Raw genomic sequence first — 23,190 nt, forward strand, 5'->3', positions numbered from 1 at the left:
TTATTGTTTTTTAGTTCTTTCTTTTAGTGAAGGCTGAGGGAAATATTCCGTAAGATCCATAGAAAAGGTAACTGAAGTAATTTTCCATATTCCGTGGATCTTCATCAGAGTCCAGATTTCTTTACCCCAATTTTCCATTTTCCCGTCATACCAGAAACTGTAGTCAAAATTAGCAGAAGCTACAGCTCCGTCTTCAATGATTTTGATATTGTCGAATTTTTCCTCTGATTTATTATCCTTAAAGCCTCTGATAAAGGCTTTATAATCATCCGTAAAATAGTATTCCGCTTTTGGATTTTTTTCCAGACGTTTAGCCTGGGTTCTGTCATTATAAATTCCGGTCCAAAGCACTGGATCCTGAAATAAAGATGCAAACTTGGCTTCATCCCTGGTTTTGATACACTGCATAAATTCTTCCATTACTTTCCGTATTTCAGTTTCGTCCTGGGTTTGGGCAAAAGAAAAACTAAAGCTTAAGAGAAGTGTGAGAATTAATGTTTTCATATTATGATAGAATTTGGTTTTTAATAGCGTCACAGCCTTTATCCAACAATTGGAAAACATCTTCAAAATCCTTCATATCTCCCCAGTAAGGATCAGGAACCTCTGCATTTTTATGATCTCCCAGTGCAGACATAAATAATAATATTTTCTGGCGCTGTTCTTCATTCTGTGCTTTTGAAACCACATCTTCATATACATCAATGTCCATACAGTAAATCTTATCAAAAGTATCAAAATCAGTTTTGGTAATAGGTCTGGACCTTTGTTGCGAAATATCAATATGATGGTTTGCGGCTGTTTTTACAGCTCTTTTATCCGGAGTTTCCCCTTCGTGCAGAGAGATTGTTCCTGCTGAGTCTATAAAAAAGTTTTCAGGGACTTTTGTCTTCATAATACCTTCTGCTAAAGGACTTCTGCAGATATTCCCGAGGCACACCATCAATATTTTCATATCATTTTATTAATTGAAAGATTAAATGATTTATTCCATTAAGACAACTAAAAATGTAAAATCATTACTTCCAGCAGCAAAACTAAATAAAAAATGAAGAATAAAACTATTCTCCATTTCAATTTATTCAGATTAAATTATTTTCTATTTTTTGATTCTTTCAGCAAGATCTTTAACGTACTTTTTTACTTCTTTATCAATTTTTGATACATCTTTAATGGTATCGCAGGCGTACATTACTGTTGAATGGTCTTTTCCGCCCATCTCTTCACCTATCTTTGTAAAAGTAGCATTAGTCAGCTCTTTTGAAAAATACATCGCCAATTGTCTCGGAAGTGCAATTTCTCTTTTTCTTGTTTTAGAAAGAAGCTGTTCTTTTTTGATTCCGAAATAATCGCATACCACCTCCTGAATATAAGGAATATTGATCACTTTCTTCTGGTTGGCTGCAATCTTATTGATTGTATCTTTTAGTAATTCAAGGCTTAAGTCTGTTTTATAAACCGTAGAATAAGCAATCACAGAATTAATGACTCCGATAAGTTCTCTTACATTGGTCTTGGCTTCAGCAGCAAGGAAATCCAGCATATCGCCTGGAAGAACAATTCCATCTCTGCTCAGTTTATCTACTATGATCTGTCTTCTTGTAGAAAGATCTGGTGATTTAATTTCGGCAGAAAGTCCCCATTTGAAACGGGAAACAATTCTTTCCTGAATGTCCATGATATCTGCAGGCGCTTTATCTGATGTAAGGATGATCTGTTTTCCATTCTGATGAAGATGATCAAAAATATGGAAGAAACTATCCTGTGTCGCAGATTTACCTGAAAGAAACTGAATATCATCAATGATCAAAACATCAACCATCTGATAGAAATTGGCAAACTCAGTCTGCTTATGGGCTTTCGCAGCAGAAATAAACTGCTGGATAAATTTTTCTGAAGACAGATAAAGTACGACTTTATCCGGAAACTGATTTTTTACCTCAAGACCTACAGCCTGTCCCAGGTGTGTCTTTCCAACTCCATATCCTCCGTGAAGAAATAATGGATTGAAAGCGGTTGCGCCTGGTCTTTTCGCAATAGATCTGGCTACCGTGGCAGCAAATTTATTACTCTCTCCTTCTATATAATTATCAAAAGAATAGTCAGACTTCAGGTTCGAATCTATATTTACTTTTCTTATTCCCGGAAGTACAAAAGGGTTTACAATATTCGCAGAGAATCCCTGTGGCATTGTTTCCTGCATTTTTGGGGTAGGAACGCTTTTTCCCTTCATATTCATAGTCACTGGCTTCTCCTCTCCGGTAGGCCTGTTTTCCATGACAGAATACCATAATTTGACACCTTTTCCAAGATTTTTCTTCAGGGCAGCAGAAAGCAGGGATAGGTAATTATCCTCAATATATTCCTTGTAAAAATCGCTCGGCACTATAAGCGTAAGGTTATTAGCAACCAACGAAAGTGGCTGTACCTTATCGAATAGCATGTCGAAGGATTTTTCAAGCTTCTTAAGATCAGAATTATCCTCAGCTGCATTCAAATTATCACGCATGAACTGAAGACATTTCTGCCATATCATCATTAAATTTTCATCCATATTTATGCCCCGATTAAATCTTTGTTAGTACTTTTTGTAGAAGGAAGACAAAGGTCCAATTTTTTCTTTTCAAAAAAAAATATTGCAGGTATTGATTATTTAAAAATATATTTGTATGTGTAAATAAGGACTAAAAATGATACACACAACTCACTCAATACGAGTACGTTACGGAGAAACAGACCCTATGAAATATGTATACTATGGCAACTATGCAGAGTATCTTGAAATTGGCAGAGTGGAACTCTTCCGAAGCATAGGAATGTCATACGATGAAATTGAGAACCAAGGAATTTGGCTTCCTGTTTCAGATTATAAAATTAAATACATCCGCCCAGCGCTTTACGATCAAAAATTAGAAATTCATACCTATGTCAAAAAAATTCCAGGGGTAAGAATTGAATTTGAATATGAAATTTTCAATGAAGAAGGGATAAAGATCACGGAAGCATCCACTACCCTGTTTTTTCTGGATGCAAAAACCAGCAAAATCATAAGGTGCCCGAATTTTCTGATAAAGCTTATTGAAGAGAATTGGAACAGGTAGCAGATCTTAGATAAAAGGTTGCAGCGAGAAGAAAGATATCATTAACGAAAGATACAATTGTTTTTAAACTAATTTGCATCTTTGCACTTCAATCAGAATTCTAAATATAATAACATTGATATAAACGTATGAAGATCGCATTTCTGGGACCCCACGCCAGTTTCACACAGTTGGCAGCCACGCAGCTTTTTCCGGGGGAAGAACTTTTACCGCAGGCCAATATTCTGGACTGTTTTAATGCTGTTAATAGTGGACAAGCGGATAAAGCTGTTGTTCCTTTGGAAAATTCTATTGAAGGGACTGTTTCTATGACCCTGGATTATTTATACAAAACACCTTCCATCAAAATTGAAGCAGAGGGAGTGATGCCTATTGCCCATCATCTGATGATTCATCCTGAGAACAGTTTGGAAGAAATAGAAAAAATATATTCGCATCCGCAAGCTCTGGCTCAAAGCTTCCATTTTCTGGATACACATCATAAGGATATTGTGAGACAGGATTTTTCTTCTACAGCAGCAGCAGCAAAATATGTTTCTGAAAATAAAGATTTGAAAATAGCTGCCGTCGCCAATCAGTTTGCCGCCAATCTGTACGGATTAAAAATCGTTCACCGGAATATTCAGGATTTTGAACAGAATCATACCCGCTTTATAGTCATTACCAAACAGCAGCCGGCTTACCATAACACCAGCCTTGAGGTACTGGGAGAGAAATCCGGTATGCTGATTAACCTTCCTGAGGATCATGCGGGTGGACTTCATCAGGTCCTGTCTGTTTTTGCCTGGCGAAAGATGAACCTCAGCAAAATTGAATCCCGAACACTGAAAACAGGCCTCGGTAATTACTTTTTCTTTATTAATGTAGTTGGAAAGTGGGAAGAAGTACTTCATGGAAATGCTCTTTTGGAGCTTCAGTCAATTAATGCGGAGGTTGACTTTCTGGGTAATTATAAGGAATTCCTCCTCGAAAGCTAAAATTATACAGATAATATAGCTCAACTAACACTGCTCTTATGGCAGTGTTTTTTTGTTTTGACATGTCTTCTCGCCGTGATTATATGACAAACACTGCCACCATTATAATTAAGTGTCACAAAACATGACAAAATTAAAAATATTTAATTCATAAAATGAGGAAATATTAAAATAAAATATCTATTTTTACTCCAGAATTTATTTTAAAAAATATCAACACATAAGCATATTACGAAGAAATATAAATCACAAAATAAACATTTGTTTAAATTATCAATATAATAACATGTAAATAATTAAAAAAAACATAATGCAAGGCATGGTTTTTGCATTCAATAATTCTAAAAACTAATTGAAAAGCTTACACAATGAAAACTAAAATTTACAATTTGCTCTTTGCTCTAATTGCAATTCCAGCATTTTCCCAAGTGGGGATCAACACAGCTAATCCGTCCGCTACATTGGATGTGAATGGAACTTTGAAAGTAAGGGATACTCAAATGATACCTGCTTTACCTGGATATACTATTATGGTGGTCAATGACGGGACCTTTCAAGTTGCCAAAGTAGACCCTCAGATCATTATTGATGCTGCTACAACGGCATCCGGTACTAATGCTTCTGTGTATGCAGCCAAAAAAACTACAGGAATAAGCTTATTAAGTTTAGGATTATTCCCTTCAGGATTCAGAGCAGTCAACTTCCTTGCTACTGAAAGATCAATAGGAAATGCAGCCTTATTCTCAGACACCGATAATACATACACCATTCCATCTGCAGGAATATATGCAATTGGATTTACCTTTAAATACGGTACCGGACTACAGGCCTCTCTCCTTGCCAACTCACCCGGCGTGGGAATTTTAAGAACAAGAGCCGGTGTAGCAACAATAATAGACAACCGCCCATTCAGTGGAGCTAACCTTATTTTATTGAGTTTAACAATTTCTGAAACCAGCCTTAACTCAATTTATACTTTCCAGGCTGGAGATAAAATTAACTTTGGACTTACAGGTTCAACAGCTTTAGATGTAAGCTTACTTGGGGCGAGTGTGGCCTCATTTTACATCTATAAAGTATCTAACTAGATTCATATAATTTAATCACTCTGCACAGTTAATCCATCACATATTCTGTGATGGATTAATTTTTTATCCTGTTACATTTATTTATATTTGATAAAAACTAAAGAATGAGTGGTTTTCTTGCAGTCATATTAATCATTGTGATCATCTTTTTTATCTTCAACAATCTTAATCATAAGATCAGGAAGCTTGAGAAAGAAGTTTCTGATCTACAGGTAAAAATCAATCAGACTCAACAAAATACAAATACCTTACGAGACCCGTCAGCCAACGAAGAAAATCCGTTATCTCATCAGGTACAGGAGATCATAGTGCCTGAAGAAAACATTTCTGGTGAAGTTTCCAGAAAACCTCAAAAGGACTGGCTGGAACCTGTTTTTGAATTTTTAAAACAAAATATTCTGACCATCATCGGTATTTTCACCCTTGTTCTTGGAATTGGCTACTTTGTAAAATATGCTATAGATAAAAACTGGATCGGAGAAACGGCAAGAGCAGGAATAGGCCTGGCTGTCGGAGCAGGAATTATGCTGGCAGGACATTTTCTGAGAAAAAATTATGCTGTTTTCGCATCCATTATCACAGGAGGTGGAATTGCGGTACTCTATTTTACCACCACCATTGCTTTCCGGGAATATCACCTGTTTACCCAAAATACAGCTTTCTTTATTACTACTATCGTAACCATCATTTCTATTGCCCTCGCCTATTACTATAAAAGTGAAGTATTGATTATTTTTGCAATGCTGGGAGGTTTTTCAGCTCCTCTGATGATCAGTACAGGGCAGAGTAATTATCTTTTTCTTTTCACTTACCTGACCCTGCTGAATATTGGTATGCTCACCACCGCATTTTTGAAAAACTGGAAAAGTGTGGGATGGACCTCTTATATTTTTACAAGTGCTTATCTCTTCTTCTGGACTGTAAAACATCCTGAACTGCTCAGTATTGTTTTTTATATCATCAATTATATTATTTTTTACATTTTCGCACTTCAGGATCATATCAAAAAAGATATCCTTTCACCATGGGACACTTTAATGCTGGTATTAATTAATTTTTCCAGTATTATCGGCCTGATTTATATATTCCATACATTAAGCTATGAGCCTGTAATTATTTTCCCGCTTCTTTTTGCCGGTGTTAATGCTGTACTGCTTTTAAGAGAATATGGAAAAAAGAGTTTTGACTTCAGCTATTCTATTTTTGCAGCTCTTACCATCAGCCTTATCACAATAGCGGTCGCCATTCAGTTCAGAAGTCATCTTATTACCAGTGTTTGGGCTGTAGAAACGACTCTTCTTCTTTACATCTGGAAAAAAAGTTCGCACAACATCTTTAAAACTTGTTTTTATGTACTTTTCCCGCTCGTCATCATTGCACAGATCATGACCTGGTCGGAATATCTGAATAAAGACAATATAGCTATTGTGTTTAATCCGGTCTTTTTAACAAGTCTGGTGACCGTTACTACAACAATCATGAATCTCTTTTTATTGAAAAAAATCAACGAATCACAGAAACAAAAAGATCATTTTTTTGAAAATGTTTTTGCCGTTGTAAGTTATAGCGTTATATATATTGCCCTACTGTTAGAGATCAGCTATCATATTTCGGATATGCCCTGGCCTGCTGTAGTAAGTATTGGTCTGATATTCAGCATTTATTATATTTTTGCCCTAATGATACTCAGGAAAAAGCTGGGTATTGAAAGCATTATCCAGACTGGACTTATTTACCTGCTATTTATTCTTATTGTTTTAAATGCGTCATTTGCCGCATCAGCAGTTGTTACAGCAGTTTTACAGAAAAAACTCACATTCGGTTTTTATATGATCCATCTTCTTCACTGGATTCCTTTTGCATATATATTGTTGGGCGTGGCTTCCAGTACTGGTTTTTATAAAACAAAGCTTTCCTACTGGATAATTTCAGTAACACTTGTTATTGCAGTGAGCTGTGGATTTTATCACACTTACATTCTAAGCTCCGTAAACGACATTTCGCTGGTCTATAAAACGAAAGAACATTTTAATATTCTCTATCTTCCGATCATCTGGACTGTTCTTGCTAGTATTTTTATTTATATCAGCTTAAAAAAGGATATTCCTGAATACAGCAGGATTGGATTTGTACTTATAGGAATTATGGTATTGAAACTTTACAGCTATGATGTCTGGCAGATGGATAATATCTCAAGAATTACTGCTTTTATACTGTTAGGAGTTATTTTATTATTGAGTTCTTTCACTTTCCAAAGACTGAAAAACATTGTCAGAAATATGGTGGATACAAAGAAGGAAGAAAAGGAGGAAGAATAGATAACCGTTAAATACTTGTTTTAAAAATCAAAAATCCTTAACAAAAGTTTTAATTTCTAAACAATATTTAAAATATCACAAAAATTCATTCACATTTTGTAAAATTTAATTATATTTATCCAGTTTTTAACAGTTATACATATTCTGGTTATGAAAAAAATACTCTATTCTTTTTTAATATTATCATCTGTAGCATTATCTGCCCAGAAAAATCCTTCTGTAAAGTTTGCTGTTGCCAATGATGTGGTCGGAACAGTAGGCATGTTCAACGCAAGAAAAGCCATTGTTCAGAGCTCTAATGTCTACAAAGCTCCTTCTGCGCTGCCACAGGGTTTAAAAAAATACAGCTTCATTGCGGAAAAAGGTTTAACGGAATATAAAATCAAAAACGGCTATGAAGGTTTAGACAGAATATCTTTAGCTCAACTGAACTCACAATACGGACTGCCTGAAAATACGCCTGTTTTTATTGAAGGTTATGAATTTTCTGACAGCAATATGAGCATTTATGGTGACATCATGGGCAATGTAGAAGTTAAGGACTATAACGGAAAGAAAGCCGTTTTCCTAAGCACAAATGCTTTAAAATAACGACACGTAAGATAAATTATATAATAAAGGATACTTTTCAAAGTATCCTTTTTGCTTTAATATCTGTTATTCCATTTTTTCTTAAGCTCTTCATAGATCTTTTTTTCTGTAGCGTTATTTCCCGGCTGGTAAAGCTTCACATTTTTAATTTCTTCAGGCAGGAAATCCTGTTCTACAAAATTACCTTCGTATGAATGAGCATATTTATATTCTTTACCATAATCAAGGTCTTTCATCAGCTTGGTGGGTGCATTTCTAAGATGTAAAGGCACCGGTAGATTTCCAGTCTGTTTTACAAGAGCTAATGCTTCATTAATAGCCATATAAGTTGAATTGCTTTTAGGGGAAACAGCCAAATAAACTGCTGTTTCACTTAAAATGATCCTTGATTCCGGATTCCCTATAACATTAATGGCCTGAAAGCAATTGTTGGCGATCACCAAAGCGTTGGGATTTGCCAGCCCGATATCTTCAGCCGCAAGAATAAGCATTCTACGGGCAATAAATTTGATATCCTCACCTCCTGCAATCATTCTTGCCAGCCAGTAAACAGCACCGTTCGGGTCACCTCCCCGCATAGATTTTATAAAAGCAGAGATAATATCATAATGCTGTTCCCCGTTTTTGTCATAGAGTGCCATGGTTTCCTGAAGAATATCCAGGACATCTGAGTTATTGATTTCTTCTTTATCTGAATTCACATATTGATTAAGAACAAGTTCAACAGAATTGATCAGTTTGCGGGCATCCCCTCCTGAATACTGAATAAATGCTCCTTTTTCAGCAATCTTAAAAGAGGTTCCTTCATCCTTATTAAACCGCTGGGTAGCAGTATCAACTAATTCTTCAAGCTTTTCATAGCTTAAGGCTTTTAGAATATAAACCTGGCTTCTAGATAAAAGAGCAGATACCACTTCAAAGCTTGGGTTTTCTGTGGTGGCACCAATCAGTACAATCCATCCTTTCTCAACAGCGTGCAATAATGAATCCTGCTGGGATTTATTGAACCTATGAATCTCATCTATGAATAAAATGGGAGATTTTCCTGAAAACAGGTTTTGTTTTTTAGCATCCTCAATCACATCCCGTACATCTTTTACTCCCGAAGAAACTGCAAAGAGCTTATAGAATTTCCTGCCTGATTTTTCGGAAATTATTTCAGCCAGGGTTGTTTTTCCGGTACCCGGAGGCCCCCAGAGAATCAGGGAATTCAGTGCATTATTTTCGATCATCTTCCTGATCGTACCTTTTTCACCGGTAAGATGCTCCTGCCCCAGAACTTCGTCCAGGGTTTTGGGTCTTAACTTTTCGGCTAATGGAATATTTTGGCTCAAGATAATTTATTTTTAGGATAAACAGATTCAGGTTTTTTGGTCTCTGAAACTTATAACAAAATTAAACTAATTTTAATTTTTTTACCCTATTTTTGCATTGTTTTGAAACTTACATTCAATAAAATCATCAGTTTTCCTTTGGTAATTTTGATAAAATTTTACCAGTGGTTTATTTCGCCCCTACTTCCCAAAAACTGTCGCTATGAACCTACCTGCTCTCATTATATGGTAGAGTCCCTTCAGGTACATGGTATTTTCAAAGGGCTTTGGCTGGGTATCAAAAGAATTTCAAAATGCCATCCGTGGGGAGGCAGTGGCTATGATCCTGTTCCTCCGAAAAAATTAAATCAATAACAAACTATTAAATTGATAGAAATGAGTAATCTATTTTTCAGAATTTACCTCATCGTATTTGCATTCATTACACAATCTGCGTTTGCCCAGCAATATCCCGGAGGATTATCTGACGGAACTCTGAAAGTAAACGAAGGCAGCGTTCCGGTAAAGATTTATTCCACTACCGAAATAGGTGATCTTAATGCTTTCCCGGAAAAAGCTACAGACAGCAATATCCTGGTTATTCTGAATGAATCCAATTTTGAACCCGCTTACTTTAATTACAGTGCTACCACTTTAGAAAAGTATAAGAGCTTGCATTATCAGCTTTTCGATAAAGATTTTAAACTAATTGACGGTCCTGCCACACAGGACAACATCACCAAATTCAAATATGCTGTAAAAACAGCTAAACCAATTAACGGAACCGACAGTATAGCTTTGGAAACTCCTTTCAAAATATGGGACCCCTCAAAAGGCATCCAGTTGGGACCGGTTACCCTTCATTTCTACAGCTTAATGTTCGTTTTTGCCTTTGGCTTTGGATATATTCTAATGTTAAGAATCTTCAAAATCGACAATGTTAACCAGAAATATCTGGAACCACTTTTCACATGGACGCTGATCGGAACTATTTTGGGAGCCAGATTAGGACATGTTATTTTCTATCAGCCGGAACTGTTCAAAGAAGATTTCTGGAGCGTATTTTTACCGATAAGCACTAAAAATGGGTTGAAGTTTACAGGATTCTCCGGGCTCGCAAGTCATGGGGCAACAATAGCTTTGATCTTCACTACATTATATTATTCATTTAAGATTATCAAGAAAAATCCATTCTGGGTATATGACAGAATTGGAATTGTGGTTGCTTTGGGAGGTGCATTTGTAAGAATAGGAAATTTTTTCAATTCGGAGATCGTAGGAAAAGCAGTTGATCCCAATTCTCCTCTTGCTATTCTTTTCCCACAGCAAAGCAGTGAATATGGCCCAACAGTTCCCCGCTATCCGGGCCAGCTTCTTGAAGCTCTAGGATATTTCCTGCTGTTTATATTGTTATGGATATTATACAGAAAGACAAACAAAAAATATCAGCAGGGATGGCTATTCGGACTGTTCTTTATTATCCTTTGGGCTGTAAGATTCTTTGTGGAATTCCTGAAGGAACCCCAGGGAGACGAATTCATCCAGATTGGAGGGCTGAATACGGGACAGGTACTTTCCATTCCGTTTATGATTGCCGGGGTTGTTATCATGATTATTTCTAAAAAATTCAAAATCACTCAGGCAGAAAACGAGAAACCGGAGTAATGATAAAATATGAAGGGCAAATTTGCAGATAAGCGAATTTGCCTTTTTTTTAAACTTTTAAGTAACTGATTTACGCAATTTAGAAGACTCTAAAGTAAAACCGTCCTTATTTATTATAGTCTGATCCTGTTTATCCTGTTCAATTCCTCGAAAACATCTCCGAATATATTGATCACGTCTGTAGGCAACATAGATTCTTTGGAATATTTTTCAGCAGCCAAGTCAGCGGCTCTTCCATGAAGCCAGACTCCTAAAATGCATGCATCTTCCCCGGAATATCCCTGAGCAAGCAGTGAAGCCAGAAGGCCGGTAAGAATATCCCCACTGCCACCTTTTGCAAGTCCTGCATTACCGTTGATATTATAGAAAACATTTCCTTGGGGAGTAACAACTTGGGTATGATGGTCTTTCAATACAATAAAAATATTAAGTTCTTTAGATTTTTCACGGGCAAGTTTCAGTCTTTCAAAAGAGTTTTGAGTGCTCCCGAATAACCTTTCAAATTCTTTTGGATGTGGCGTTATGAGAGATTTTTGAGGGATCAGCTTCAGGTTTTTATAATCTTTTGAAATAACGTTCAGTGCGTCTGCATCTAAAACCAAAGATTCATTATATCCTTTTAAAAATTTCAGCAGGCCTTTTTCCGTCTTTTCATGTGTTCCCAGGCCAGGCCCGATTGCATAAACGGTATCATTTTCATGTTTGAAATCTTCTATCTGCTCATTCCCGCCTTCTATAAACATGGCTTCAGGACATGAGACCTGCAGAATTTCGTATCCGCATTTTGGCGCAAGGGTAAAGGTAAGTCCGGCCCCGGTCTTTAGGGCAGATCTTGTGGCCAGCACTGCAGCGCCTATTTTTCCGTAACTCCCCCCTACAATTGTTACTTTTCCATAAGTTCCTTTATGGGAAAAATCTTCTCTGGGTTTAAACATTCTATTGATAAGCTTTTCATCAATAACAAGATCTTCAGCAACTTCTGATTCTGAATATTCCGGATGCAATCCTATATCCAAAATGATTACTTTTCCTGCATACTTACCTGTTTCAGGATGAAGAAAGCTTTTTTTCCAGCATTGGAAACTTAACGTATAGTCAGCTTTAAATATAACCGCATCTTTTTCACAAATACGATCAGTGGGCAGTCCTGAAGGAATATCAACGGAAATCTTGATACAGTCTTTCTGGTTTAGCATCTCAACTGTCTCTTTGCTCATACCCTCCAAAGGCCGCGATAATCCTGTACCAAACAAGGCATCAATAATAACAGTTCTGTCATCGAAGTTATATTGAACAATTTCTTTGAATTCTCTGACAGAGATTCCGGAAAAGTCCCTCAGCCTTTTTAGATTCACCGAAGCATCATCAGAAAATTTTCCTTTAGGATTTTGTACGAAAACATCTGCATCAAAGCCTTTCATATAAAGTATTCTTGCCAGTGCCAGTCCATCGCCTCCGTTATTGCCATTGCCACAGAATATGGCCATTTTTTTGTGATTTTTACAGTTTTCAGAGATCCAGCCGGCTAATGCTTCAGCAGCTCTTTCCATAAGCTGTATGGACGAAACAGGTTCATTCAAGATCGTAAACCGGTCCCATTGACGTATTTGTTCTGCAGTAAAAACTTTCATAAGATGGTGCAAAATTTTAACCAAATTACAAAAGATTTCTTTTACAGTTTACAGTAATTATTACAAAATAAAAATATTAATCAAAATAACGAATTCACTAAAAAAGTCAATTAATCCTAGTCCGTAATTCAATAATTATGGCGCAAAAAACTCTAAAAATTACTGTTTTTTACGTTTTTTAATTCTATTTTTGTGTGTATACTAATTAAAAAAATATAAATTATGGGATTTGTTAAAGAATTTAAAGAGTTTGCCATCAAGGGCAATGCTTTTGATCTGGCCGTTGGGGTAATCATTGGAGGAGCATTCGGAAAAATTGTTACGAGTGTTGTGGATGACCTTATTATGCCTTTGGTAGGAGCAGTAATAGGTAAGCCGGATTTCAGCAGTTTATACCTTGTGCTTTCTGATCCTAATAATGGTGTAAAGCCAGGTATGGTATTAGAGAATGCAAAAAAAGTAGACGGAGCGAGTATTTTTGCCTATGGAAATTTCCTGACAGTAGGTATTAATTTCTTACTTCTTGCCCTGGTTGTTTTCATTATGGTAAGAATGATTAACAAAATGAAAAAGACTGAAGCTGAAGCTCCTGCCGCACCTACTGCAGATCAACAATTACTGACCGAAATCAGAGACCTTTTAAAAAGCAAAAACAATATATAAAGAACAAAAGCACCTCAAACCGAGGTGCTTTTCATTTTATTGGGTTCACATATTACTGAATCTGTAAAATGCTTGAAATCTGTTCCGCCAGAGAAAGCCCGATCCTGTCCTGAGCTTCCAAAGTAGAAGCACCGGTGTGTGGAGTCAGAGAGATTTTCGAATGGTTCAGTATTTCTTTAGATGGTGTAGGTTCATTGATGAAAACATCCAACCCTGCAAATTTTACTTTCCCCGAATCCAATGCAGCAATTAAAGCCGATTCGTCAATAACACCGCCTCTTGAGCAATTTACAATGGCAACACCGTTTTTCATAATATCAAACTCATTTTTTCCGATCATATATCCCTCTTTCTGAGCCGGTACGTGCAAGGTAATGAAGTCTGAATGTTTCAGAACATCCTGAAGCGGTTCAGTTTCTATATCTACATTAATGAACTGGTTGTTGTAGAATTTCACTTTTATGCTTGCTTTTCCTACATTGTTATCTGCTGCAATCACTCTCATGCCAAGTCCCAGGGCAATTCTGGCAACCTCCTGTCCTATTCTTCCCATTCCAATGATCCCGATGGTCTTTCCTCTTAATTCGATACCTGCAGTATATGCTTTTTTAAGACTTGCAAATTCTGTATCTCCTACTAAAGGCATTTTTCTGTTGGAATCCTGAAGGAACCTCGCTCCGGAAAATAAATGGGCAAAAACAAGCTCAGCAACCGATTCTGAAGAAGCAGAAGGGGTATTGATTACATGAATTCCTTTTTCTCTTGCATAATCCACATCGATATTATCCATTCCTACACCGCCTCTACCGATAATCTCAATAGATGGGCATCCGTCAATAATATCTTTTCTTACCTGTGTAGCACTCCTTACCAACAGGGCACGGATCTTATGCTCATTAATGTAATCCACCAAAAACTCCTGCGGGACTTTTGCAGTGATCACTTCAAAACCTTTCTCAGCCAGAGCATCAATTCCAGATTGATCCAGACCGTCGTTTGCTAAAACTTTCATAAATACAATTGATATTAAAAGTGAAGAGATTTAAAAATTAAAGAATTTCAGTGTGTACACTTTTTATCATTCAATTTTTAAATCTCTGTATATGTTTTCTTAATCTTCTTTGAAAACTTCAATGGTAACCTGCTTTTCTACAAGGTCTGTGAATCTGCCTTTGTATCTTGTAGCTCTTACCAGGTGGTTATCTATCCAGTGGTAATTTCCTCCTCTTGGTTTTCCGCAGAGTACACTGTGGTACTTGAAGCCATTCTTATCCAGCCAGTCGATGGTGATCTGTTTCAGATTTTCCGTTCTTGAAGTGAAAAAACAAATCTGATGTCCCTCATCATACCATTTGTTGATGGTTTCAAGTGCATCAGGATAAGGTTCGCAGGTAACCATTCTTTCAGGTTCTTCATTCGGGACATCATCTGTAATGGTACCGTCGATATCTATTAAGTAATTTTTTACCCCGTCCTTCAAAATAGGACTTATATGCTCTTTATATTCTAACTCCATCATTAAAATTTGAAATGCAAAGTTACGGCTTTTACCTCGAAGCTCAATATCAAATTTGGTATATATTGAAAATACACTGTAAAAAATGCTATTTAGTGAATAAAATTAACAATACTTTGTCATTAATCTAGCTGTAGTTAATTTTATTCTGTTTTTAATGTTAAGATAACCTGAAATAAAAAATGACATGCTTAAAACTTATCTCCCAGACTAATCCGCAAACGGTTCAAAGCGTTCATTAAGGAAATGCTGGAAGTGAGTTCTACAATCTCTTTTTCTGAGAACTCTTTTTTTAATTCTTCAAGTAAGACCTCCATGTCTTCGGTCAGGCGTGTCACAGCATCCGCCCATCTTAGTACCAAAACCTGCTTCGAACTAAATGAAACAGAATGTTTGTACCCCGGTATTTTATCTATTAAAGATAATTCCATTCCCATTTCTCTTAATTCATTAGCATGAAAACTGCAGCAATAGGAACATCCGTTCAACTGGGATATTCTTAATTCAGCCAAGGCAATGAGTGTATTGTCCATTTCTGAAGTTCTAATGCTTGAGTGAGCCTGATACAGATAGCCTACCGTCTTTTTTGAAATCTCTTTATAATCCATTTCTTTTTTTAACAAAGTTAGAAGTACAGCTGCTTCTGAAAGAGTATAAAAATTGGATAAACAAGTAAAAATAAAAGATCTAATTTTGCCGTATCAAGCCTGACAAAAAGCATGGACCATATTCAAGAACTTATTGAAATCGAAACAGCTGAACTTACTGAATGGAAAGACAGATTTCGCAAAAACAGTTTTTTCGAACTGGTATTTATCCTGGAGGGGAAAGGAACTCAAAGTATAGAATATCAAACTAAAACCTATAAAAAAAATGATTTTTTCCTTTTGCCCCACTCTAAATGCCATGCCTACAAAATTTCGGAGCCTACTACTTTTTTCTTTATCCGGTTTACGGAACATTATTTCAAAAACCTTAAAAACACCTCTATAGATTATTTACAATGGTACAGTAAGCTTAATTATATTATTGGATTTTATGATTTCAATACGGGTCTCTATTTCAATGACGAAAAAGACAAACGCCAGGTAAAGAGGTTATTTGAAATCATACAGCTCGAAAAAGAACAGAGATCGGAGTATTCGGAAACCTTAATTGCCAATACATTAGTATCCATATTAACCATAATAAGTTCAAAATTAACGGCATTCCATCATGTATACAAAAAAAGTGATGATAAATTTGCAGACATCATTCAGCATATCAATCAGAATATTATTGATGAAAAAAAATTATCGGTTGTCTATCTTTCAGAGAAGTTTAACATTTCTAAAAAGTATTTCAGCGAATATTTTAAAAGAAATGCCCATGAACCATTAAAGGAATATATTCAGAAAACAAAGCTTCAGATAGCGGTCAACAGAATACAATATACGGAGGCACCTTTCCAGGAAATTGCATGGAGCCTTGGGTTTACGGACAGCAGTCATTTAAACAAATCTCTGAAAAAACATTTCGGGGTTACTTCATCCGTTTTAAGAAAAGAGAAAATTTTAATAAGATAAGAAAGCCGGCGACAATTATTGAAATCTGAGAAAACAACTTCCTCCCGCTCTCTCTTTCAGAGCAATTCTTCATTATTTTTAGACCGAAATCAGGTTGTGGATATTCTCACCTTTGCTCCTCGCCGCATATCATATGATGTTTCTCCAAAAATTTTCAAAATACATTTATTAGGCTTACATTTGTAGAAATGGAAGAATTTGTAGTTTTAGTAAATCCCGAAGATGAAGTTCTGGGCCTTATGGAAAAGCAGCAGGCTCACATCAACGGTCTTCTGCACCGTGCATTTTCTGTGTTTTTGTTCAACAGCAAAGGCGAAATGCTCCTTCAAAAAAGGGCACCGGGAAAATACCATTCTCCCAAACAGTGGACTAATGCAGTATGCTCTCATCCAAGAGAAAATGAAACCTATCTTGAAGCTGCCAAACGCAGATTAAAAGAAGAACTCGGAATCGAAACGGAGCTTTCGGAAAAATTCAATTTTATCTATAAAGCAGATGTAGGAGGCGGACTTTGGGAACATGAACTAGACCATGTATTTGTAGGAAATTATGAAGCTGATTTCAATTTAAATCAGGACGAAGTGGAAGCAGTAAGATTTATTTCCATGGAAAACCTTGATAAAGAAATAATGAAAGCTCCTGAAAATTTCACAGAGTGGTTCAAAATCATTCTTGAAGAATATAAACACCATTTTTAACTGATGAAAAAAATAGCACTCGTATCCGCTTTTTTATCGGCAAGTCTGTTTTTTGCCCAAAAAGCAAAAGTGTATGACAGTCCCGGCTATACGATTAATGTTCCTGAAGGCTGGAAATCTATCAATGACAACGATATTGTCAATATTTTCCCTGACAATGAGATCGGAGCCATTACCATTTCAGAATACCACGACCTGAATCTTCCGAAAGCAGAAATGAAAAAATTCATCCTGGCTCTTTATAAATCTGAAGATCCGGAAAGCAAAATAAAGGAAAGCAAAGGCAGAAAAGGATACACAGAATATTCTTACGAGTATTTTGACGAAAAAGACAAACTTTTCTGGATCACCAGGGCTTTCCAGAAGGAAAAGAATCTGTACCTGGTTTCCATCAACTGTGGCCAGAAATTCTGGAACGGAAATTATATGAACCTTTTTAACGAAACTTTCAACAGCTTTAAAATAAAGAAATAAAAATTAAACATGAAGAAAACAGCCTTATACGATAAACACGTTTCTTTGGGCGCTAAAATCGTACCTTTTGCAGGTTTTGAAATGCCTGTACAATATTCTGGTGTAACGGAAGAACATTTTGCCGTAAGAGAAAAAGCAGGATTGTTTGACGTTTCACACATGGGACAGTTTTTTATTGAGGGACCTGGATCTAAAGACCTTTTACAGTTTGTTACGACAAACAATGTAGATGCCCTGGAAAACGGAAAAGCTCAATATTCTTGCCTTCCTAATGAAAATGGAGGAATCGTGGACGATCTTATTGTTTACAAAATGGAAGACAACAAATATTTTGTGGTGGTAAACGCGTCGAATATTGAGAAGGACTGGAATCATATATCAAAATACAACACTTTTGGGGCTAAAATGACTAATGCATCTGATGAGATGTCATTATTAGCTATTCAGGGTCCTAGAGCTACGGAAATCTTACAGAAGCTTACAGAAACCAATCTTTCTGAGATCCCTTACTACAGCTTTACAGTAGGAAACGTTGACGGAGTAAGCAATGTGATCATTTCAAACACGGGATATACAGGAAGCGGAGGTTTTGAGATCTACTTCAACAATGAAAATGCTGAACAGCTTTGGGATGCGATCATCAATGCAGGTGAAGCGGAAGGTATTATTCCTGCCGGACTTGCTGCAAGAGATACTTTAAGACTGGAAAAAGGGTTCTGCCTTTACGGAAATGATATTGATGATACTACTTCTCCTATTGAAGCAGGATTAGGATGGATCACAAAATTCGATAAGGATTTTGTTTCTAAAGATACATTTGCAAAACAAAAGGAAGAAGGTGTTACAAGGAAATTAGTAGGTTTTGAGCTTCAGGATAAAGGGGTTCCAAGACATGATTACCCTGTAGTAGATGCTGAAGGAAACGTGATTGGAAAGGTAACATCAGGAACACAGTCACCAATGAAAAAAATCGGTCTGGGTCTGGCTTATGTAGACAAGCCTCACTTCAAACTGGGTTCTGAGATCTTTATCCAGGTAAGAAATAAGAACATTCCTGCAAAAGTAGTGAAAGCTCCTTTCGTATAATTGTTCGAAAAAAATATAAAAGAAAAGGATGTCCTCAATAGAACATCCTTTTCTTTTTCTGCTTCTACAAATCAATGACAGGCTTTATTTTGTCCGGAATCCGAATGCATGAAAAATATACCCAGACAATAAAAAACAGCTGTAAAGGAATCCTGTACCATAGATAGCTGGTTCCATTTCCCGTAAAATCAGCAGTTTTCATATTAACATGCTCAAAAGCAGCATATACATTAGCTGGTAGGATCAAGACAAAAAATAAGATCAGCATCCATCCAGCCGTTTTTTGAAACCTTGGAATCAGTATTGCAACCGCCAATACAATTTCAAAAATACCGGTTACCCAAACCAGTTCCTCTCTGCAGGGTATGAATGCTGGAATCATTAAAGTCATTCCTTTGCTGTACACAAAATGAGCAATTCCGGTTGCCACAAGCATCAATGCCATAGCAATCCGTGCTGAAAGAGCATATTCATACTCTTTACGAATCAGTTTAAAAATGATCATAGAAATGATCAGGACAATAGGTAAAATAGCTTCAGGCATTTTTTTTTATGCAAAGTTCTACCATCTCCTTTTACAAAGCAATGAACCTAGGTTAAGAAATCTTGCGTCTGATTCTGCTCAGTGCCTGGGGTGTAATTCCGATATATGAGGCGATATATTTCAACGGTATATATTTTAGAATATGAGGACGCTCCGAAAATAAAGCCAGATATCTTTCTTCTGCTGTTTTCGTTAACAGGGATATTTCTCTTTTAAAAATATCAAGATAAAGACCTTCACCGGCAAGCCTTCCAATTCTGTCTCCTACTTCAGTTTCATCATAAATTATATTGAGATCCTGATAGGAAATGCGCCAAAGGACAGTTTCTTCAAGCGCCTGAATATAGTAACTGCAGTGTTTTTGTGTAAGAAAAGAATCATAAGCACTTACAAATTCACCTGCAAATGAGAATGAGAAAGTAAAATCATCTTCACCGGCAATATAAAATCTTACACTGCCTTTTTCTATAAAAGAAAGGTAGTTTTCTTTTTTTCCGGCAGTGATAAGATGATCTTTCCTGGAAAACTTCTGTCTTTCAAGTTTCGATGAAAACATTTGCCAATCCCGGTCAGACATTGTAACTGATTGCTCAAAATAGGTTCGGATCTGTTCCATAGCAAAACAAACATAAGAAAATACCTAATTATAAATCAACTCCTTGTTCAATTACGCTTCAAAAAATTCCTTCAAAGCCTCAACATTTTTCTTGTCGTTCCCTACAAAAATTTCATTGTCGGTAAGAAAAACGGGACGCTTCAAAAATGTATAATGGTCAAGCAATAAGTCTTTGAAGTCTTTTTCTTCAAGAGATTTTGCATCCAGGCCTCTTAGTTTGATCTGTGTGGATTTCTTACTGAACAAGGCTTCGTAAGATTTTGTTTTTTTATACATAGCAGCCAGTTCTTCTTTGGTAACCGGTTCTTTTTTGATTTCACGGAGTTCCCAGTCTTTAAGATCGAACTGTGCTAAAATTTTTCTGCATGTATCACATGTATTGAGATAAAATACTTTCTTCATTGTTACTTTTAAATCTGTTATGGGTTAAATTTCCTTCTTCATTGAAGTTTTACCTTCCAAAAGTAGGATTTAATCTAAAATTCTGGAAATTATTAAATAACTTTATTCAAATTTTATAAAGATGCAGAACAAGCCTATTACTTTTCAGTTTATTTCAGAACCTTCGGATGTGAATTATGGAGGAAATGTACATGGAGGAAGCGTTATGAAATGGATTGATCAGGCAGGTTATGCCTGCGCCACGACATGGAGCGGAAATTACTCCGTAACGGTTTATGTGGGCGGGATCCGTTTCTATGAGCCTATCAAGATCGGGGAAGTGGTCAAAGTTGACGCACAGGTTATTTATACCGGAAAATCGAGCATGCATATTTCAATCAATGTTTTCTCAAGGAACTTAAAGCAGCCTACGTTTGATAAGAAGACGCACTGTATTATTGTTTTTGTGGCAGTAGATGAAAACGGTAAAAAGCTTCCTGTCCCGGCATGGGTTCCTGAAACGGAAGAGGAAAAACAGCAGGAAGAGTATGCAAAACGCCTGATGAACCTTAGAACTCAGATTGAGGATGAAATGAAACCTTTTTTATAACTATGCAAAGAAAAGATTTCATTACACTTTCGTCATTAGGGTTTCTGGGCTTATATTTCTGTGGAATTTCCAAAATTAGCCGTAAAAAACCGTTAGCCATTCAGCTTTATACCATCCGGGACGCTGTTTCGGATAATCTTGAAAAAGCATTGGAAAAACTTGTTGCTTTAGGTTTTACAGAACTGGAAATTTATGGATACAATGGTACATTCTTTGGAAAAAGCAGAACTGAGTTTCAGACTATTCTTAAACAAACCGGCTTAAAAGTCATCAGTTCGCACCATACCACTGGAATTATCCATAAAGACCGGGGAACCTTATTGTACAGCTGGGAGAAAGCTGTGGAGGATCTGCATTTTATTGGTGCTGAATATATGGTATGCTCTTATCTTTTTCCTGAAGAAAGAACTGTTGAAAACTATAAAAAGCTTCCTGAGTTATTTGAAAAATGTGGCGAAGCAACTCAAAAAGCAGGAATTCAGTTTGCTTATCATAACCATGATTTTGAATTTGAAAAACTGGAAGATGATAAAAGTGTGTATGATTTTATTCTGGAAAACACTTCTTCAGACCTGGTTAAAATGGAAATGGATTTATACTGGATTTCAAAGGCCGGACTTGATCCGCTGGTTTATTTTGAAAAATATCCCGGTCGTTTTCCCCTATGGCATGTGAAAGACATGAAAGCCGGTACAAAAGATTTTACAGAAATCGGAAACGGACTTATTGATTTCAAAAAGATTTTCAGTGCGAAAGAAAAAGCAGGCTTGAAACATTGGTTCCTTGAACAGGATTCCAGCGATAAAGATATTTTCGAAAGCATCCGGATAAGCAAAAAATATATTCTTGAAAATAACTTTTTTTGAAATAATACTTATATTTGCATAACAAAAGGAAATGGTGCTCTTCCTTACCCAACCGCTTTACAGAAGCTGATGACGCCTGATTAAGAGATTATTAACCAATAACTGATCAGGATAATTATGTCAAAATCACAAACAAAACTACATAGAAAAGTAATTTTTAATATTCAATACTTTTTCAGACGGTATCCTGCCTTGCCCTATATTTCAAAATGGCTTTGCATCAGTATTATTATTGGTGCTTTAGTGGGAACAGCTTCTGCTGGATTTTTGCAGTCTCTGGAATGGGCTACGAACTTCAGGGAAAATCACATCTGGCTCATTGCCCTGCTTCCAGTTGCCGGTCTTCTTATTGGCCTCCTTTATTATTACTACGGCAAGGATGTAGAAGCAGGAAACAATTTGCTGATTGGCAATATTCATGATCCGAAAGAGATTATTCCGTTTAAAATGGCTCCTTTTGTATATCTGGGAACCATGGTTACGCATTTCTTCGGGGGTTCTGCCGGCCGGGAAGGAACTGCCCTTCAGATGGCGGGAGCTATGGCAGACCAGCTCAGTAAACCTTTTAAGCTTGACAAAAGTGAACGAAAAATTCTTCTCATTGCCGCAATTGCAGCAGGTTTCGGGTCTATTTTCGGAACCCCTTTGGCTGGTGCAGTTTTCGGGCTTGAAGTTTTCCTGATCGGAAGAATACGGTATAACGCTATTTTCCCGGCTTTTGCATCAGCAATTCTTGCAGACCTGATTACCAATCTTTGGAATGTAAAGCATACTCATTATCATATAGATCTCATTCCGAAAATGGAATTCTTACCTGTTTTGTATAGTATTTTAGCCGGAATTGCCTTCGGGATCTGTTCTGCAGGCTTTAGCAGAATCCTCCATTGGGCGGGTTCCTTTTTTAAATCTAAGATCAAATATCCGCCATTCCGTCCTGTAGTTGGGGGAATTATTGTTGCTTTGGCTGTTTTTGCCATGGGAACCACAAAATATATCGGATTAGGAATCCCTGTCATTGTTGAATCTTTCGAAAAACCGCTTCCGTTCTATGATTTTGCTTTAAAAGTGATCTTTACTATTGTTACCCTTTCAGCAGGGTTTAAAGGTGGTGAAGTAACTCCTCTATTCTTTATCGGTGCAACTCTCGGAAGTGCTCTCTCCCTGTTTATTCCATTACCGTTTGGTCTTCTGGCCGGAATGGGTTTTGTCGCTGTGTTCTCTGGAGCAACCAATACTCCACTGGCCTCTATGCTGATGGGAATCGAGCTATTCGGAGCAGAAAGCGGTGTTTATATAGCTATTGCCTGTGTTGTTTCTTATCTGTTTTCCGGGCACCACAGCATTTATACAAAGCAGAAAATCGGAGAAGCAAAGAACAGACGGTATGAAAGCGACCGGGACAGGTATATTTCAGATTTATGAAAAGTTTGGGAGTTTTAGCGTAAACGTGTTAGAGGGTTTGCTTCTATTAAAAGTTCTCAGCAAAA

At 36.7% G+C, this 23,190-nt stretch carries 26 protein-coding genes and 1 riboswitch; of the genes, 15 read left to right on the forward strand and 11 right to left on the reverse strand.

From position 1 onward, the window contains the following. The 3 genes from V6R96_RS19075 to dnaA form a co-directional block, all read right to left on the reverse strand. Complete coding sequence (locus V6R96_RS19075) at nucleotides 1-504, reverse strand: nuclear transport factor 2 family protein (RefSeq protein ID WP_111957717.1); 504 nt, start codon at nucleotides 502-504, stop codon at nucleotides 1-3. Nucleotide 505: 1 nt separating this feature from the next. Next, entirely contained in the window at nucleotides 506-955 is a 450-nt protein-coding gene (locus V6R96_RS19080) for a low molecular weight protein-tyrosine-phosphatase (protein WP_336379914.1), read from the reverse strand. Nucleotides 956-1,099: 144 nt separating this feature from the next. Next, a complete protein-coding gene (gene dnaA / locus V6R96_RS19085) occupies nucleotides 1,100-2,554 on the reverse strand; it encodes a chromosomal replication initiator protein DnaA (RefSeq protein ID WP_111957721.1) in 1,455 nt (484 codons plus the stop codon). A 136-nt stretch (nucleotides 2,555-2,690) separates the two neighbouring features. Here dnaA and V6R96_RS19090 point away from each other — a divergent pair, with 136 nt between their 5' ends. From V6R96_RS19090 to V6R96_RS19110, 5 genes are all read left to right on the forward strand, one after another. After that, the gene (locus V6R96_RS19090) at nucleotides 2,691-3,101 is read left to right on the forward strand and encodes a thioesterase family protein (protein WP_336379913.1); all 411 of its coding nucleotides are present in this window, start codon (nucleotides 2,691-2,693) and stop codon (nucleotides 3,099-3,101) included. Between the two features lie 128 nt (nucleotides 3,102-3,229). Beyond that, complete coding sequence (gene pheA / locus V6R96_RS19095; RefSeq protein WP_223558779.1) at nucleotides 3,230-4,078, forward strand: prephenate dehydratase; 849 nt, start codon at nucleotides 3,230-3,232, stop codon at nucleotides 4,076-4,078. A 368-nt stretch (nucleotides 4,079-4,446) separates the two neighbouring features. Beyond that, nucleotides 4,447-5,166: a hypothetical protein gene (locus V6R96_RS19100; RefSeq protein ID WP_111957727.1), complete on the forward strand. Its 720-nt coding sequence runs from the start codon at nucleotides 4,447-4,449 to the stop codon at nucleotides 5,164-5,166. Between the two features lie 104 nt (nucleotides 5,167-5,270). After that, entirely contained in the window at nucleotides 5,271-7,484 is a 2,214-nt protein-coding gene (locus tag V6R96_RS19105) for a DUF2339 domain-containing protein (RefSeq protein WP_336379912.1), read from the forward strand. A 150-nt stretch (nucleotides 7,485-7,634) separates the two neighbouring features. Continuing rightward, complete coding sequence (locus tag V6R96_RS19110; RefSeq protein ID WP_336379911.1) at nucleotides 7,635-8,075, forward strand: hypothetical protein; 441 nt, start codon at nucleotides 7,635-7,637, stop codon at nucleotides 8,073-8,075. A gap of 56 nt (nucleotides 8,076-8,131) precedes the next feature. Here V6R96_RS19110 and V6R96_RS19115 read toward each other — a convergent pair whose 3' ends face one another. Further along, nucleotides 8,132-9,409: a replication-associated recombination protein A gene (locus tag V6R96_RS19115; RefSeq protein WP_336379910.1), complete on the reverse strand. Its 1,278-nt coding sequence runs from the start codon at nucleotides 9,407-9,409 to the stop codon at nucleotides 8,132-8,134. Nucleotides 9,410-9,511: 102 nt separating this feature from the next. Here V6R96_RS19115 and yidD point away from each other — a divergent pair, with 102 nt between their 5' ends. Then, the gene (gene yidD, locus V6R96_RS19120; protein WP_174772291.1) at nucleotides 9,512-9,763 is read left to right on the forward strand and encodes a membrane protein insertion efficiency factor YidD; all 252 of its coding nucleotides are present in this window, start codon (nucleotides 9,512-9,514) and stop codon (nucleotides 9,761-9,763) included. 423 nt (nucleotides 9,764-10,186) lie between these two features. Continuing rightward, a complete protein-coding gene (gene lgt, locus V6R96_RS19125; protein ID WP_407934765.1) occupies nucleotides 10,187-11,053 on the forward strand; it encodes a prolipoprotein diacylglyceryl transferase in 867 nt (288 codons plus the stop codon). Between the two features lie 113 nt (nucleotides 11,054-11,166). Here lgt and V6R96_RS19130 read toward each other — a convergent pair whose 3' ends face one another. Further along, nucleotides 11,167-12,684: an NAD(P)H-hydrate dehydratase gene (locus V6R96_RS19130; RefSeq protein WP_336379909.1), complete on the reverse strand. Its 1,518-nt coding sequence runs from the start codon at nucleotides 12,682-12,684 to the stop codon at nucleotides 11,167-11,169. Nucleotides 12,685-12,906: 222 nt separating this feature from the next. On the opposite strand from V6R96_RS19130, the gene mscL reads away from it, so the two are divergent. Next, nucleotides 12,907-13,347 carry a large conductance mechanosensitive channel protein MscL gene (mscL, locus tag V6R96_RS19135; RefSeq protein ID WP_111957737.1) on the forward strand — a complete coding sequence of 147 codons (441 nt, stop codon included), beginning with the start codon at nucleotides 12,907-12,909 and terminating at the stop codon, nucleotides 13,345-13,347. A gap of 52 nt (nucleotides 13,348-13,399) precedes the next feature. Here mscL and V6R96_RS19140 read toward each other — a convergent pair whose 3' ends face one another. From V6R96_RS19140 to V6R96_RS19150, 3 genes are all read right to left on the reverse strand, one after another. Beyond that, complete coding sequence (locus V6R96_RS19140) at nucleotides 13,400-14,359, reverse strand: NAD(P)-dependent oxidoreductase (RefSeq protein WP_111957739.1); 960 nt, start codon at nucleotides 14,357-14,359, stop codon at nucleotides 13,400-13,402. A gap of 99 nt (nucleotides 14,360-14,458) precedes the next feature. Then, nucleotides 14,459-14,863, reverse strand: a complete 405-nt coding sequence (locus V6R96_RS19145) for a phosphoheptose isomerase (RefSeq protein WP_111957741.1) — start codon at nucleotides 14,861-14,863, stop codon at nucleotides 14,459-14,461. A gap of 191 nt (nucleotides 14,864-15,054) precedes the next feature. Continuing rightward, complete coding sequence (locus tag V6R96_RS19150; protein ID WP_336379908.1) at nucleotides 15,055-15,471, reverse strand: carboxymuconolactone decarboxylase family protein; 417 nt, start codon at nucleotides 15,469-15,471, stop codon at nucleotides 15,055-15,057. A gap of 111 nt (nucleotides 15,472-15,582) precedes the next feature. Between V6R96_RS19150 and V6R96_RS19155 the strand changes: the two genes are divergently transcribed. The 4 genes from V6R96_RS19155 (at nucleotide 15,583) to gcvT (ending at nucleotide 18,686) form a co-directional block, all read left to right on the forward strand. Then, a complete protein-coding gene (locus tag V6R96_RS19155; RefSeq protein ID WP_336379907.1) occupies nucleotides 15,583-16,428 on the forward strand; it encodes an AraC family transcriptional regulator in 846 nt (281 codons plus the stop codon). A 188-nt stretch (nucleotides 16,429-16,616) separates the two neighbouring features. Continuing rightward, nucleotides 16,617-17,126: an isopentenyl-diphosphate Delta-isomerase gene (idi, locus tag V6R96_RS19160; RefSeq protein WP_111957745.1), complete on the forward strand. Its 510-nt coding sequence runs from the start codon at nucleotides 16,617-16,619 to the stop codon at nucleotides 17,124-17,126. A gap of 3 nt (nucleotides 17,127-17,129) precedes the next feature. Continuing rightward, a complete protein-coding gene (locus tag V6R96_RS19165; RefSeq protein ID WP_336379906.1) occupies nucleotides 17,130-17,600 on the forward strand; it encodes a hypothetical protein in 471 nt (156 codons plus the stop codon). A 9-nt stretch (nucleotides 17,601-17,609) separates the two neighbouring features. Next, entirely contained in the window at nucleotides 17,610-18,686 is a 1,077-nt protein-coding gene (gene gcvT / locus V6R96_RS19170) for a glycine cleavage system aminomethyltransferase GcvT (protein WP_336379905.1), read from the forward strand. 64 nt (nucleotides 18,687-18,750) lie between these two features. Here the strand turns inward: gcvT and V6R96_RS19175 are convergent, their stop codons facing one another. The 3 genes from V6R96_RS19175 to V6R96_RS19185 are packed head-to-tail and all read right to left on the reverse strand — an operon-like array spanning nucleotide 18,751 to nucleotide 20,248. Then, nucleotides 18,751-19,230, reverse strand: coding sequence for a hypothetical protein (locus V6R96_RS19175; RefSeq protein ID WP_336379904.1), 480 nt, complete (start codon nucleotides 19,228-19,230; stop codon nucleotides 18,751-18,753). A gap of 52 nt (nucleotides 19,231-19,282) precedes the next feature. Then, nucleotides 19,283-19,846, reverse strand: a complete 564-nt coding sequence (locus tag V6R96_RS19180) for a Crp/Fnr family transcriptional regulator (protein WP_336379903.1) — start codon at nucleotides 19,844-19,846, stop codon at nucleotides 19,283-19,285. Nucleotides 19,847-19,897: 51 nt separating this feature from the next. Beyond that, on the reverse strand, nucleotides 19,898-20,248 hold the full coding sequence (locus V6R96_RS19185) for an ArsC/Spx/MgsR family protein (RefSeq protein ID WP_336379902.1): 351 nt from the start codon (nucleotides 20,246-20,248) through the stop codon (nucleotides 19,898-19,900). 121 nt (nucleotides 20,249-20,369) lie between these two features. Between V6R96_RS19185 and V6R96_RS19190 the strand changes: the two genes are divergently transcribed. The 3 genes from V6R96_RS19190 to V6R96_RS19200 all read left to right on the forward strand — a co-directional run bounded on the left by V6R96_RS19190 (nucleotide 20,370) and on the right by V6R96_RS19200 (nucleotide 23,125). Further along, complete coding sequence (locus tag V6R96_RS19190) at nucleotides 20,370-20,837, forward strand: acyl-CoA thioesterase (protein WP_111957755.1); 468 nt, start codon at nucleotides 20,370-20,372, stop codon at nucleotides 20,835-20,837. 2 nt (nucleotides 20,838-20,839) lie between these two features. After that, the gene (locus tag V6R96_RS19195; protein ID WP_336379901.1) at nucleotides 20,840-21,703 is read left to right on the forward strand and encodes a sugar phosphate isomerase/epimerase; all 864 of its coding nucleotides are present in this window, start codon (nucleotides 20,840-20,842) and stop codon (nucleotides 21,701-21,703) included. A gap of 18 nt (nucleotides 21,704-21,721) precedes the next feature. After that, a riboswitch (Fluoride riboswitch) is annotated at nucleotides 21,722-21,789 on the forward strand. A gap of 31 nt (nucleotides 21,790-21,820) precedes the next feature. Beyond that, nucleotides 21,821-23,125, forward strand: coding sequence for a voltage-gated chloride channel family protein (locus V6R96_RS19200; RefSeq protein ID WP_336379900.1), 1,305 nt, complete (start codon nucleotides 21,821-21,823; stop codon nucleotides 23,123-23,125). Nucleotides 23,126-23,190 lie beyond the last annotated feature (65 nt).

Source organism: Chryseobacterium sp. CCNWLW53, assembly GCF_037083525.1.
GTDB classification, from domain to species: domain Bacteria; phylum Bacteroidota; class Bacteroidia; order Flavobacteriales; family Weeksellaceae; genus Chryseobacterium; species Chryseobacterium lathyri.

Bases quoted from the DNA above. Each gene is read 5' to 3' on its own strand.
- V6R96_RS19075 (WP_111957717.1), bottom strand. From the start codon at position 504: ATGAAAACATTAATTCTCACACTTCTCTTAAGCTTTAGTTTTTCTTTT.
- V6R96_RS19080 (WP_336379914.1), bottom strand. From the start codon at position 955: ATGAAAATATTGATGGTGTGCCTCGGGAATATCTGCAGAAGTCCTTTA.
- dnaA (WP_111957721.1), bottom strand. From the start codon at position 2,554: ATGGATGAAAATTTAATGATGATATGGCAGAAATGTCTTCAGTTCATG.
- V6R96_RS19090 (WP_336379913.1), top strand. From the start codon at position 2,691: ATGATACACACAACTCACTCAATACGAGTACGTTACGGAGAAACAGAC.
- pheA (WP_223558779.1), top strand. From the start codon at position 3,230: ATGAAGATCGCATTTCTGGGACCCCACGCCAGTTTCACACAGTTGGCA.
- V6R96_RS19100 (WP_111957727.1), top strand. From the start codon at position 4,447: ATGAAAACTAAAATTTACAATTTGCTCTTTGCTCTAATTGCAATTCCA.
- V6R96_RS19105 (WP_336379912.1), top strand. From the start codon at position 5,271: ATGAGTGGTTTTCTTGCAGTCATATTAATCATTGTGATCATCTTTTTT.
- V6R96_RS19110 (WP_336379911.1), top strand. From the start codon at position 7,635: ATGAAAAAAATACTCTATTCTTTTTTAATATTATCATCTGTAGCATTA.
- V6R96_RS19130 (WP_336379909.1), bottom strand. From the start codon at position 12,684: ATGAAAGTTTTTACTGCAGAACAAATACGTCAATGGGACCGGTTTACG.
- mscL (WP_111957737.1), top strand. From the start codon at position 12,907: ATGGGATTTGTTAAAGAATTTAAAGAGTTTGCCATCAAGGGCAATGCT.
- V6R96_RS19140 (WP_111957739.1), bottom strand. From the start codon at position 14,359: ATGAAAGTTTTAGCAAACGACGGTCTGGATCAATCTGGAATTGATGCT.
- V6R96_RS19145 (WP_111957741.1), bottom strand. From the start codon at position 14,863: ATGGAGTTAGAATATAAAGAGCATATAAGTCCTATTTTGAAGGACGGG.
- V6R96_RS19150 (WP_336379908.1), bottom strand. From the start codon at position 15,471: ATGGATTATAAAGAGATTTCAAAAAAGACGGTAGGCTATCTGTATCAG.
- V6R96_RS19155 (WP_336379907.1), top strand. From the start codon at position 15,583: ATGGACCATATTCAAGAACTTATTGAAATCGAAACAGCTGAACTTACT.
- idi (WP_111957745.1), top strand. From the start codon at position 16,617: ATGGAAGAATTTGTAGTTTTAGTAAATCCCGAAGATGAAGTTCTGGGC.
- V6R96_RS19165 (WP_336379906.1), top strand. From the start codon at position 17,130: ATGAAAAAAATAGCACTCGTATCCGCTTTTTTATCGGCAAGTCTGTTT.
- gcvT (WP_336379905.1), top strand. From the start codon at position 17,610: ATGAAGAAAACAGCCTTATACGATAAACACGTTTCTTTGGGCGCTAAA.
- V6R96_RS19175 (WP_336379904.1), bottom strand. From the start codon at position 19,230: ATGCCTGAAGCTATTTTACCTATTGTCCTGATCATTTCTATGATCATT.
- V6R96_RS19180 (WP_336379903.1), bottom strand. From the start codon at position 19,846: ATGGAACAGATCCGAACCTATTTTGAGCAATCAGTTACAATGTCTGAC.
- V6R96_RS19185 (WP_336379902.1), bottom strand. From the start codon at position 20,248: ATGAAGAAAGTATTTTATCTCAATACATGTGATACATGCAGAAAAATT.
- V6R96_RS19190 (WP_111957755.1), top strand. From the start codon at position 20,370: ATGCAGAACAAGCCTATTACTTTTCAGTTTATTTCAGAACCTTCGGAT.
- V6R96_RS19195 (WP_336379901.1), top strand. From the start codon at position 20,840: ATGCAAAGAAAAGATTTCATTACACTTTCGTCATTAGGGTTTCTGGGC.
- V6R96_RS19200 (WP_336379900.1), top strand. From the start codon at position 21,821: ATGTCAAAATCACAAACAAAACTACATAGAAAAGTAATTTTTAATATT.